Origin of the sequence: Nostoc sp. CENA543 (assembly GCF_002896875.1) — a bacterium.
In the GTDB taxonomy this organism is placed as follows: Bacteria; Cyanobacteriota; Cyanobacteriia; order Cyanobacteriales; family Nostocaceae; genus Trichormus.
Window position 1 is genome coordinate 3,300,725 of the sequence record NZ_CP023278.1, and the last position, 12,660, is coordinate 3,313,384.

Sequence of the window (12,660 nt, forward strand, 5' to 3'; positions counted from 1 at the left end):
GCATAACATCAGTAGAAAATAGCTAGAAACCAAAATAAACAAATGGTGGTACAGTATTTGGCCCTAATCTAAACACTGTATAGAGGAGAGTAGATATCAATATTGTTTGTAGAATCAGATTAGATTTTGCCAGGATATTTTGTAAATAGTCACTGAATTTATCTCCATAAAAATTCATAATAAATATGATGATAAATGTTATGTATAATTGCCAAACATTAAATTGCGATCGCATCTCTATATTTGATGACATATTTACCATCTGCCGCAAGAATTTTAAAGACGTTTCCCAGTTAGAAGTATTGAAAAATACCCAACATAAAGTCACGTAACTGAAGGTAAATACACAAGCAAATGAAGGTCTAAATATAGATGTAAATCTTAGAAAATAAAACCGCAACCAACTAATAAATACTTGCTTGTGACTAATCTTAGAGGCAACAATAATATGATGATTTAATGAATCTTGATCAGATGGTTTTCGGTTTTTAAAATTTTTAATTAAATCTTGCCAAAGGTGACTCACAACTAAACCAATTCCATGTAAGAATCCCCAAATCAGAAAATTTAACCCCGCACCATGCCAAAAACCACCAATTACCATCGTCAGCAGCAAATTAAAATACTTTCTCAAACTACCTTTGCGACTTCCACCCAAGGAAATATATAAATAATCTCGCAACCATTGCGATAGACTAATGTGCCATCTCCGCCAAAAATCCTGTAAACTTTGCGCGCAATAAGGCATATTAAAATTTTGAATAGGTGGAAATCCTAAGAGGCTAGAAATAGCATTGGCTAAATCAGAGTAGCCACTAAAATCAACGTAAATATAACAAGAATAAGCTAGTGCAGCGAGAATTAGGTCAAAACTGGAATATTGTTCTGGTATTTGAAAAGGTGATTGGGTGAAATTAAACAGAAAGCTGGATAATGTATATTTTTTAAACAGCCCAGAAATGATTAATATCACAACTCTTTCTGTCTGATAGTTATATTTTTGATCACTGTTTAACTGCTGATAAAATTCCTTGGCTCTAGCTATAGGCCCTGAAGCTATTTGAGGAAAATAAGTAATATATACTAGATAATCTAAAAACTTTGGCAAGGTAAGCTGATTTTTATAGGAGTCAACTAAATGGGAAATAATGCGGAATGTGTAAAAAGAAATACCGACTGGAACTAAGAAAGATAAAATTTGAATATCGCTAGAAATTTTGAGTATATTCAATATTTCTTGTAAGGAATCTATAAAAAAATTATAGTATTTAAAAAATCCCAAGTAAGTTAGATTAAAAATTATACCGGAAACTAGAAAAAAAAGTTTATTTTTACCTGTATTTATAGCTTCAATAATTAAATAATTGATTATGACATTTATGATTAATAATTCTAAAAATTTTAAGCCAAAAAAAGCATAAAAAATTATATTAACAATAAGAATAAAGTATTTGTAGGTACTTATGTGTTTTTTTAAGAAACTACTACAGACAAATGTGATGATAAAGAAAACTAAAAATCCGTATGTAGGAAATAACATTTTTCAAGTTTAAATAGCTGGTTGTAATGCCTAAACAAATTAGAACAATCCAGTTACTCATGAATTATTGTAAAAATTAAGTAACCGAAATAAGATAAAGGTGTATTTTCTTAAGAATGTATTGAATGATATTGCATACGAAATTTTCTCCTTTATCATTCAATACATTCTCTTCCTAAGTACAAACAATCAAATTTTCTGAATATTCGTAGTTATTATTAGGAATGAGATGGAAGAAGGTAGAATGCAGGAGGTATTGCTTACATCGTAGGAAATTGATAATTTTATGATGAAGCTATTACTTAATATTAAGTATATTGTGATTCACACTAGTAGATTTTGTCGCCCGTGTATTTACTTGATTGAAAATCACTAACCAATTAAATCAATTCTACTTCTGCGTGAGGATACTGCACCTATTAGCTTGAGAAGAGGGTAATTAGTGATAACTATAAGAAATCTCACGTAAAATAGATGTTATATATTTAAGATGTAGGGGTTAAAATTCAATCCAAAAATTAAAGTAATAAATCTTTAATCGCAATAAATGGAGATAAAATAAACTGGAATTTTTCCTCTTATTAAAAATACATAGACCCACTTAAACTTCCAGTTTTAAACTGATTTTGACTAGGAATAGTATAAATAAATGTAGTGGATAAAAAATATAAAAAAAGTAGGTTTTCCTACCTTGTTGATAATTGGTTAATTTAAAAATCAAGGGTGCAAAAATAGCGAGAAACTGGGCTAAGTCGCCCGTATCATTTGATATCATTTGCCATAAATATAAAATGTGTAATCCTATCCATAAACCTACCCCTATCAGCCAACTTGAACTAGTTGTAATAAGCTTAACGAGATAAACTAATACTATCCCATAAGCCCCATACTCTAAACCTGCACCTTCAGCAAATATGATGGCAGGTAGCCAAAATAGAATTTGGAGTTTAGGTTTTAATCTCTCCATTCTCAGACAAATTAGAGCTAAGGATAATGTAAATAAAATATTGAGAGAAGTTGAATTAGATACATTCGTATATATGCTTTGAGAAATAACACCTAAAATGAGTAATCTAGACAGATATAGCCAAAAATTGCGCGTGTGAGATTCTCCTTGTACCAATAACCAAGCAAACAAAGGAAAACTCAGGCGACCAATCAAATGGAGGGAAAACAAATATCGGTTTATTTCATGATTCTGAAAAATATATGCAATGTGATCCCCCAGCATGAGAGTAGCTGCTAAAACTTTAATTTGGTAATTATTCATGTTAAAAATTCAGGTGTAGCTATTGACAGTAAATATATTGAGATATAAATATATTTTTATACTAAAAAATGTGGTTTCGCTAGGGAAAAGCTATTGCAAGTGAATTTTTAATCAAGTTGTGCGTGAAAATTTCCTCAAGTCTGAGCCACTCCGCAAAAATTTCTGGTGAAAAAACTGATCTGCTTGAGGAAGAAACCAGGATAATGAAGCATAATTAACCTTTATAGCTTGGAGTTGCCATCAGCCAAAATGGTTCATACTCAAAGCTTGTGATTCAACTTAATTAATTGACTATGAGTACAGCAAATATTGCGCCAGCTATACGTGTGGGAGTATTGGGTTTCGGTGGACTCGGACAAGCCGCCGCTAAGGTGTTGGCTGGGAAACGGGAAATGAATTTGGTCGCAGTTGCAGACCAAAAAGGCTATGTTTACGCAGCTGCTGGTTTGAATTTTAAAGATTGCATTGCTAGCTATCAGTCTCAAGGTTCAGTGGGTTATCTAGAACCTATTGGCAATTTAACCAATAACAGTATTCAAGACTTAATCGATAGCGCGCAACCTGTAGATGGTTACTTTTTGGCATTACCTAACCTACCCAATGATTTTATTCCTTCTGTTGCCCGTCAGTTTATCCAATCCGGTTGGCGCGGTGTGCTAGTGGATGCAATTAAACGCACTAGTGCAGTAGAACAGCTAATTGCGATGAAAGACGAACTGCAAGCAGCCGGAATCACCTACATGACAGGCTGTGGTGCAACACCAGGGTTATTAACCGCCGCCGCCGCCTTAGCCGCCCAAAGCTACGCGGAAATTCACAAAGTAGAGATTACCTTTGGTGTAGGTATTGCTAACTGGGAAGCTTATCGTGCAACTGTGCGGGAAGATATTGGGCATATGCCAGGTTATACAGTAGAAGCTGCACGCGCCATGACTGATGCAGAAGTAGAAGCACTACTAGATAAAACTAACGGTGTGTTGACCTTAGAAAATATGGAACACGCTGATGATGTGATGCTAGAGTTAGCAGGAATAGTAGATCGCGATCGCGTCACTGTGGGTGGTGTAGTCGATACCCGCAACCCTAAAAAGCCCCTCAGCACCAACGTTAAAGTTACAGGACGCACCTTTGAAGGGAAGATTTCTACCCATACCTTCACTTTAGGTGACGAAACCAGTATGGCTGCTAACGTCTGCGGCCCCGCTTTTGGTTATCTCAAAGCTGGCATACAATTACATCAACGTGGCATTCATGGTATATTTACAGCCGCCGAAATTATGCCCCAGTTTGTGAAATAGATAAGTAGCATTGCTACATAAGTGATGTTCTCTCCCGTTATACCGCTAGGTTAACGGGAGCTGTTAATAATCAATGCCGACTTACCCAACGCTGAACAAATGGCATCATTTTGGGGTGTATGAATTCGACTACAAAGCACATCCCGATAATGTCTTTCAATGGGATACTTTTTAGATAAACCAGGATTTCCAATTAGTTGCAAGCCAATTTCTACAGAACGAATCGCATTATTTGTAGCCAAATATTTCACGGTTTGGGCGTGCAAATTCACATCTGGCTTGTGTTCACCTTTGTCAATATCTTCTGCTAGAGTGTAAATTAATCGCTGGTTGGCGTATAGTAAGGCTGCGATTTCACCAACGGCTGTTTGAAAGTGCGGTAAAGTTGCTAGACTTGCACCTAAATTACTAGGCGATCGCTCATTTAAATATTCTACTAACCAGTTGCGTGCGGCTATTGCAACTCCCTGATACAAGGCACTTAAGAATAAACTGCCAGCTGCTAACATTAAAGGATGAGGGTTTGACCAAGCCTTCACCGGACGAACATCTAAAGCATACTCAATGGGAATGCAGACATCTTCTAAAATTAAGTCATGACTGCCTGTCGCTCTCATTCCCAAATGATCCCAAGTGTCTTCAATCTTCACCCCTGGAATGTCACGCGGTACTAAAAAACTCCCGACTTGCGGCTCATCATCATCTGTACGCGCCCAAACTACAAAATAACGTAAAATCGGACTGCCAGTAGTGTATTGTTTATGACCAGTTATTACCCAACCATCAGCTGTTCGTTTAGCGATTGTCGCAGGTAATCCGCCTCTGGCTGGTGTACCTAATTCTGGTTCAACGCGGGCAGCATTAATTAAGGCAATTCCTTGCACAGACTCCCGACACAATTTTTCATAAATAGTGGGATTCCAGCGTCTGTGTCTAGCGGCGTTAGCGTGTTGTAAGTAGTGCATTGTCAGCACCAAAGCTGTAGAAGCATCGCCACTGGCTATTTTTTCAATTACCTGACAGGCTGTAGTGTATCCTACAGCTTGCCCACCAAACTCTACTGGTACAGTGAGACTCAATAGTTGTGCTTGATGGAGGGCAGCAAAGTTTTCAAAGGGAAAGGAACGATCGCGATCGTGGGTGGCGGCACGGGTGGCAAAATCCGCAGCTAGAGAATCAACAAGCTCAAACAGATTGGGCAATGACTTGGCTGTTTTGGTAGTAGAAGCTTCTAAAACAGGTGATTTTGACATTTAGCTACTCCTTGGGGTGTCAGGGGGTAAGGGTGTAGGGCTGTCAGGGTTCAAGGGAGACAGAACTTACGCAGAATTCTTTTCCGTACACCCCTATACCCTCAAACCCCTACACCCTTAGTTTGATCGGCATTTGGCGATCTCTTTGTTAAAATTATTATCCCAAAGTTGTTTGACATCTACTTTCGAGGGAATTACACCTGCTTATAAAAAGGTATCAGCAATCTGTGGTTGAGAAGCAATAGCATAGCGTCGTCAGCAACCAGAATATTTCTTGACGACGCTGTTTTTGATTTTGCTGGACATCTTGATCAAGAAGAGTCGTTATCGCGGAGTCGGTTGTGTTAATAGGCGTTGTCCCATTTGCAAGTGTCTTTGGGCAACGGGTATATTTCTGGCAGCAAATGCCCGTAAATCGGTGTCTTCACCTAGTTGTGATTGTCGACGTTGCACAACTAAATATTCCATGTGTAAGTTAATACCGGCTTCTTCTTTGTAGGCTTGGTCAAAATCTCTAGGAGAAAATTGTGAGAGTCTAGCGATCGCCGCCTGATATTTTGACCCTATAGTAGTTGGGGCAGCAATTCCTTTTTGTCTAGCTAATTGCAGTAGTTGTTGGTTAACAGGTGTATGTTCCCGGATCATCTGCTGGGCATATTGTCTAATCTCATTATTTCTCGACTTCTGTAATGCGACTCTTGCCATTTCCACTTCTGCCAGTCCTCCCTGAGCCGCTTCTGTGACATACAATCTATCAAGTTCACTGACTCTATTTTGTGGTCTTCTTCCTCTTGGAGTAGTATCAGGAGTTTGGTTAGATGGTCTTTGGGGAATTGTCGTCGGTGATGTTTCCTGAGATAACAGTGTTGAAACTTGCTGACTGGTGGAGAAAGCTGTAGGTGAGAAAGCAACAGCAGCAGCAGTAACGCCAAAAATGGCGATAAAGTTAGTTAACTGTTTGATAAATCTTGGATGTGGTAGATTCATATGGTTAATTGTTGTGATGTAAGTGAGGTTTTTTTTGCCGTGCAGCCAGCTATGACAAACATTAATTAAGGGAGAAATGGTGGAAATAGCTAACTTTTAGCTGCAATTAGCTGTCATCTTTCAGTGAATTAGTTTCGTTAACATAGTTGACAGCTTCTTCTAAAATTTCAGATGGCAACATACCTGCTCGATGAGCATCATCAGGCACATCGTGAGGATTTAAAATGCCTTTTGGTAAGTACACTAATTCTCGTAGAGGTGTCACCATTGCATCTTCGGTAACTTTGTAAGGTAATCTGCCCATCGCTACATTATCTAAGTTCAACTCATGACGGTCATAAACGCTAAGTTCATATTCTTCGGTAAAAGATAGACAATTTGTGGGGCAGAATTCCACACAATTACCGCAAAAAATACAAACTCCGAAATCTATGCTGTAATGGTTGAGTTTTTTCTTTTTAGTAGCTTTGTCAAATTCCCAATCTACTACCGGCAGATTAATTGGGCAGACTCGTACACAAACTTCACAAGATATACACTTATCAAACTCAAAGTGAATTCGTCCGCGAAATCTTTCAGAGGGGATGAGTTTTTCGTAAGGATACTGTACAGTAATGGGACGACGACGCATGTGGTCGAAAGTTACGGACAAACCTTGTCCTATGTATCGACCTGCTAGGAAGCTGTGTTTGGCATAATTGCCAACTTCTTTAAGAAAATTAAACATGAATAATCGACTATTAACTATGAGTGTCATTAATCAGCACGTTAATAGCAATTACTAACACTTAACTCCCTCAAACGAGAGACTTAACCTAAAAGTTAAGTGTCAGTTTAAATATAATAAATTATCAGAAGATACGAAGACAAAATTATCTGTTATTAGGCTTTTTTTCTTACTTACTGAGGTAATGTGCCAATAATTTAGTCTTTTTGTCTTAACAAATACAATTAATTCTTTTGGCGTAATAAATATCTATCTATAGTAGAAGTATAGACAAAATATATTATCTATTCTTAGTTATTAACACTATTTGCACTTCAAAAACTATTTTATTTGAACTTTTTATGTAAAACCTCATGAGGTAATGAGCATTAATTGTTTAACTCAATTAACAATATATATCTATTTTGTTGAAATATGACACAAAGAGAATCTGACATTAAAGCTAACAAATCTAACCAGATGGCATCATCACAAGTGAGTAAAACGATTTTATCCAATTTAGCGGAACAGAAATCTTCAGGTTTATCATCACTGGACTTTGCTACTAGCCAAAAAGCGCACCAAAAAGTTAAACTCTTTACACAAACACCTGATATAGTTTGCTTTTCTCATTTACGTTGGAATTTTGTCTATCAAAGACCACAACATATTTTGAGTCGTTGTATTCAAGAAAGACGAGTATTTTTTATTGAAGAGCCAGTTTTTAGCCAAGAACCGTTAGGGCGGTTAGATATTAAACAAGATGATAACGGGGTGATGGTGGTTGTACCACATTTACCATTAGGTTTAAGTGAAGAAGGACTCAACGCAGATTTACGTCTGTTGCTTGATGGTTTATTTGCAGAATACAACATCAGTAACTATATCTGTTGGTATTACACACCAATGGCGATCGCCTTCACTAATCACTTGCAACCCCAGGCGATCGTTTACGATTGCATGGATGAATTATCTGCTTTCAAAGGCGCATCACCTAAATTAAAAGACTACGAAGCAGAATTATTTCGCCGTGCAGATTTAGTATTTACAGGCGGACAAAGCCTTTACGAAAGTAAAGTCAATCAGCATCCCAATGTTTATGCTTTTCCCAGCAGTGTAGATGTGGCGCACTTCGCCCAAGCAAGAAGTATTGCAGAACCAGCAGATCAAGCAAATATACCCCATCCGCGTCTCGGCTTCTTTGGCGTTATTGATGAACGGATGGATATTGAACTGTTGCGGGGGGTGGCTGAGGCGCGTCCCGATTGGCATTTGGTAATTATTGGGCCAGTGGTGAAAATTGACCCAGCAATTCTGCCACAAAGTGAAAATATTCATTATCTAGGTAGTAAAAACTATAAAGAACTACCTGCATATTTAGCTGGATGGGATTTGGCGATGCTACCATTTGCACGCAATGAAGCCACCCGCTTTATTAGTCCGACTAAAACCCCTGAATATTTAGCAGCAGCTAAACCCGTTGTTTCGACTTCGATTCGCGATGTGGTGCGTCCCTATGGTGAGTCGAAATTAGTAAGAATTGCAGATACAGTTGATGAGTTTGTAGTTGCTGCCGAACAGGCAATGCAGGAAGATAATTCAGCAACAGGGTGGCTAAGTCGAGTTGATGCGTTTTTAGAAAAGATTTCTTGGGATCGGACTTTGGCATCGATGATGAAATTAATAGATTCGGCGATTGCCTCCGGCACTGCGCTCCGCACAAACGCCACCCACAGCAAAGAGGATAAAATGAGTTCCAATGGTGCAGTTGCAGGTAAACAAGCACCCAATATTATTACTAGAGATTTTGTTTTTGATTATCTAATTGTTGGTGCAGGCTTTTCTGGTAGCGTCATTGCCGAGCGTTTAGCAAGTCAGTCTGGTAAGAAAGTGTTGGTTGTGGATAAACGCAACCATATTGGCGGTAATGCCTACGATCATTACAACGAAGATGGTATTCTCATCCATAAATATGGGCCGCATATCTTTCACACCAATTCCCGCGAAGTTTTTGAGTATCTTTCGCGCTTTACTCAATGGCGTGCGTATGAACATCGCGTGTTAGCTAGTGTAGAAGGGCAACTTGTTCCGATTCCGATTAATTTAGACACTATTAATAAACTCTATGGCATGAACCTCAATTCCTTTGAGGCGGAGGAGTTTTTTAAATCACTGGCTGAACCGAAAGAATACATCCACACTTCCGAGGATGTGGTAGTCAGCAAAGTTGGACGAGTTTTATATGAAAAGTTTTTCCGGGGTTACACCAAAAAGCAATGGGGATTAGATCCATCGGAACTTGATAAATCAGTGATAGCGAGAATTCCTACCCGCACCAATCGGGACGATCGCTATTTTACCGATACTTATCAAGCCATGCCACTCCACGGTTTCACCCGGATGTTTGAGAATATGCTAAATCACCCCAACATCAAGGTAATGTTGAATACCGATTATCGAGAAATCGAAAAAGCGATACCTTGTCGAGAGATGGTTTATACCGGGCCAGTAGATGAGTTTTTTGATTACCGTTATGGCAAGTTACCTTATCGCTCCCTGGATTTCAAACATGAGACGCACAACATCCCACTATTTCAACCTGCACCAGTAATTAATTACCCGAATGAACATCTTTATACCCGTGTGACTGAGTTTAAATACTTGACTGGACAGGAACATTCTAAAACTAGCGTTGTTTATGAGTTTCCTAAAGCAGAGGGCGATCCCTATTATCCCGTACCGCGTCCTGAGAATCAGGAGGTTTACAAGCAGTATAAAGCTTTGGTAGATGAGACTCCCGGAATCTATTTTGTAGGACGGTTAGCGACTTATAAGTATTACAACATGGATCAGTGTGTGGCTCAGGCTTTGTCTGTTTACAAGCAAATTGTGGTGAGGGTTTGAGAGAAGCAGAGGGAGCAGAGGGAGAATATAGCGGCAGTTGAATGAAATATAGACCTAACCCCTAACCCCTTCCCTTGAAGGGAAGGGGAATACAACTCAAAGCCTCTCTCCTTGTAGGAGAGAGGTTTGGAGAGAGATCAAAACTGTGCTACACCCAACCGAGAACAGCTATATTCTGAATTCTGCCCAATGACTAATGACTAATGAAGAATTGGTATGAGTTATGGTCTTCGATGCGAGATATCCGGTGGAAGTTTGGGCTGGGGTGGAGTGTACGGTTAATCGTGTGGGTGAGGAGTATTTTGACCAGTTGGAATCTAATGGTCATGCAAGGCGTTTGGATGACTTAGAGTTGTTTGCCCAACTTGGGATCAAGAAAATTCGCTATCCGGTACTTTGGGAAAGAGTTGCACCTGATGGGTTAGAAAATGCCGACTGGTCTTGGGTAGATGTGCGGTTGGAGAAGTTAAGGGAACTGGGTATTACTCCAATTGTGGGGCTGGTGCATCATGGTAGTGGCCCCCGTGATACTAGTTTAATCGACCCGGCATTTCCGCAGAAATTAGCTCAATTTGCTCGTGCGATCGCTGAACGCTATCCTTGGCTAACACATTACACGCCGATAAATGAACCACTGACAACAGCGCGATTTAGTGGGATGTATGGTCACTGGTATCCGCATGGTAGAGACAATTTAACTTTTGCCCGTGCTTTGTTGAATCAGTGTCAAGCGATCGCATTTTCTATGCAAGCAATTCGAGAAGTTAACCCCAATGCTCAACTTGTGCAAACCGAGGATTTGGGTAAAACTTACAGTACAACCAAGCTGGTCTATCAAGCAGAATTTGAAAACGAACGTCGTTGGTTGAGTTTTGATTTATTATGTGGTGACATTACTCCAACTCATCCGATGTGGGTTTACTTGTGTGACTGTGGCATCAGTGAAGCCGAACTAGAAGATGCTTGCAAAAATTGTTATTGTCCACCAGATATTATTGGCATTAATCATTACCTCACAAGCGATCGCTTTTTAGATGAACACCTAGAAAATTATCCAGCTTGGACACACGGTGGTAATGGCTGGGATAAATATGCAGATGTTGAGGCTATAAGAGTTTGTGCTGAAAATGTGGCAGGGGTGTATACATTACTCCAAGAAGCATGGGAACGTTACAAGCTAACACTAGCTATTACTGAAGTTCATCTCAATTGCACCCGTGAGGAACAATTGCGTTGGTTTTATGAGGTGTGGAATGATGCTCAGAAATTACAAGCTGAAGGTGTAGATATTCGCGGTGTTACAGCTTGGTCACTTTTGGGCAGCTACGATTGGAATAGCTTAGTTACGCGCTCAGTTGGCTATTACGAAGCAGGCGTGTTTGATTTGCGTTCGCCGCATCCTCGACCAACTGCGATCGCAAAATTAGTCCGTGATTTGGCAACTGGTAATCAACCCCATCACCCCTTACTTAATACACCAGGATGGTGGCATCGACCACAACGTTTACTCTACCCAGTCGTTAGCTGTCTCAATGAAGGGAGTAATAACAATAAATTTACCAACTCAGCACTCAGCACTCGCCCTTTAATCATAGTCGGCGCAAGAGGCACATTAGGGCAAGCTTTTGCTCGATTGTGTGAAGTAAGAGGTATTACATATCGCTTACTGACACGTCAAGAAATGGATATTACCAATCCTGACTCTGTAAACGCAGTGCTGGAAGAGTTAAAACCTTGGGCAGTTGTGAATGCTGCTGGATATGTGCGAGTAGATGATGCAGAACGCGAACCCCATATTTGTCTGAAAATTAATACTGAAGGTGCAGCAATCCTAGCTACTGCTTGCGCTCAACATAATGCCGCACTGTTAATGTTTTCCTCAGATTTAGTCTTCAACGGTGCTGTAACTAATCCTTATGTAGAAAGTGATCATGCTGCTCCTCTGAATGTCTACGGTTGTAGTAAAGTTTTAGCCGAAAAGTTAGTATTACAAGCTTACCCAGCATCCTTAGTAATTCGCACCAGTGCATTTTTTGGCCCGTGGGATGAGTATAACTTTGTGACTATTGCCTTACGTGAACTGAGTGCTGGTAATAATTTCGTGGCGGCTGAGGATGTGGTTGTTTCACCTACATATATACCGGATTTAGTTCATGTTAGTCTCGATTTATTAATCGATGGTGAAAGCGGTTTGTGGCATTTGGCTAACAAAAGTGCGTCAGCGCAGCTTACCGTTCGCGCAGCGTCTCGTAGAGAAGGTATCGCTTGGGCTGATTTAGCGCGATTAGCAGCAAAACAAGCTGGTGTGAGTACCAAAAATTTGATTGCTTTGCCTATGCAAGAAATTAATTTACCTGCTAAACGTCCTACTTATAGCGTACTCGGTAGCGATCGCGGTCAATTAATGCCTTGTCTTGATAGTGCTATGTCTCGCTACTTTAATGACAGAGGCTAACTCATTCGTTATTCACTAGCCTGCATTCACAATGTCAAACCTTACAGTAAAAACGTATTGACAAACATTAACAGTGTACGCCTCTACATTAACAATGTATTTCGACACATTAATTGTAGAGTGCGATCGCTCATTTCTATCCTCAAATTCAACAATATTAATACGGCGATACTTATAATTTTACGGTTGCTTAGTCAATAGATCAGTTTGCTTGTTATAAATAATTAATAAAGCTTTCTCTGGGGAG

8 protein-coding genes are annotated in these 12,660 nt (G+C 39.4%); 3 read left to right on the forward strand and 5 right to left on the reverse strand.

The features are described 5' to 3' along the window. Positions 1-22 precede the first annotated feature (22 nt). Both CLI64_RS13610 and CLI64_RS13615 read right to left on the reverse strand, forming a co-directional pair. Positions 23-1,231, reverse strand: coding sequence for an MBOAT family protein (locus tag CLI64_RS13610; protein ID WP_225977587.1), 1,209 nt, complete (start codon positions 1,229-1,231; stop codon positions 23-25). A 910-nt stretch (positions 1,232-2,141) separates the two neighbouring features. Beyond that, on the reverse strand, positions 2,142-2,810 hold the full coding sequence (locus tag CLI64_RS13615; RefSeq protein ID WP_103137729.1) for a TraX family protein: 669 nt from the start codon (positions 2,808-2,810) through the stop codon (positions 2,142-2,144). 293 nt (positions 2,811-3,103) lie between these two features. Here CLI64_RS13615 and CLI64_RS13620 point away from each other — a divergent pair, with 293 nt between their 5' ends. Beyond that, positions 3,104-4,108: a saccharopine dehydrogenase-like oxidoreductase gene (locus CLI64_RS13620; protein WP_103137730.1), complete on the forward strand. Its 1,005-nt coding sequence runs from the start codon at positions 3,104-3,106 to the stop codon at positions 4,106-4,108. A gap of 50 nt (positions 4,109-4,158) precedes the next feature. Here the strand turns inward: CLI64_RS13620 and CLI64_RS13625 are convergent, their stop codons facing one another. The 3 genes from CLI64_RS13625 to ndhI all read right to left on the reverse strand — a co-directional run bounded on the left by CLI64_RS13625 (position 4,159) and on the right by ndhI (position 7,075). After that, positions 4,159-5,361: an acyl-CoA dehydrogenase family protein gene (locus tag CLI64_RS13625; protein ID WP_103137731.1), complete on the reverse strand. Its 1,203-nt coding sequence runs from the start codon at positions 5,359-5,361 to the stop codon at positions 4,159-4,161. 324 nt (positions 5,362-5,685) lie between these two features. Beyond that, on the reverse strand, positions 5,686-6,348 hold the full coding sequence (locus CLI64_RS13630; RefSeq protein WP_103137732.1) for a DUF4142 domain-containing protein: 663 nt from the start codon (positions 6,346-6,348) through the stop codon (positions 5,686-5,688). Between the two features lie 106 nt (positions 6,349-6,454). Continuing rightward, the gene (gene ndhI, locus CLI64_RS13635) at positions 6,455-7,075 is read right to left on the reverse strand and encodes an NAD(P)H-quinone oxidoreductase subunit I (RefSeq protein WP_103137733.1); all 621 of its coding nucleotides are present in this window, start codon (positions 7,073-7,075) and stop codon (positions 6,455-6,457) included. A 459-nt stretch (positions 7,076-7,534) separates the two neighbouring features. Here ndhI and glf point away from each other — a divergent pair, with 459 nt between their 5' ends. Then, the gene (gene glf / locus CLI64_RS13640) at positions 7,535-9,958 is read left to right on the forward strand and encodes a UDP-galactopyranose mutase (protein WP_374703971.1); all 2,424 of its coding nucleotides are present in this window, start codon (positions 7,535-7,537) and stop codon (positions 9,956-9,958) included. Positions 9,959-10,181: 223 nt separating this feature from the next. After that, complete coding sequence (locus CLI64_RS13645) at positions 10,182-12,413, forward strand: family 1 glycosylhydrolase (protein WP_103137735.1); 2,232 nt, start codon at positions 10,182-10,184, stop codon at positions 12,411-12,413. Positions 12,414-12,660 lie beyond the last annotated feature (247 nt).

Bases quoted from the DNA above. Each gene is read 5' to 3' on its own strand.
- CLI64_RS13615 (WP_103137729.1), bottom strand. From the start codon at position 2,810: ATGAATAATTACCAAATTAAAGTTTTAGCAGCTACTCTCATGCTGGGG.
- CLI64_RS13620 (WP_103137730.1), top strand. From the start codon at position 3,104: ATGAGTACAGCAAATATTGCGCCAGCTATACGTGTGGGAGTATTGGGT.
- CLI64_RS13625 (WP_103137731.1), bottom strand. From the start codon at position 5,361: ATGTCAAAATCACCTGTTTTAGAAGCTTCTACTACCAAAACAGCCAAG.
- CLI64_RS13630 (WP_103137732.1), bottom strand. From the start codon at position 6,348: ATGAATCTACCACATCCAAGATTTATCAAACAGTTAACTAACTTTATC.
- ndhI (WP_103137733.1), bottom strand. From the start codon at position 7,075: ATGTTTAATTTTCTTAAAGAAGTTGGCAATTATGCCAAACACAGCTTC.
- glf (WP_374703971.1), top strand. From the start codon at position 7,535: ATGGCATCATCACAAGTGAGTAAAACGATTTTATCCAATTTAGCGGAA.
- CLI64_RS13645 (WP_103137735.1), top strand. From the start codon at position 10,182: ATGGTCTTCGATGCGAGATATCCGGTGGAAGTTTGGGCTGGGGTGGAG.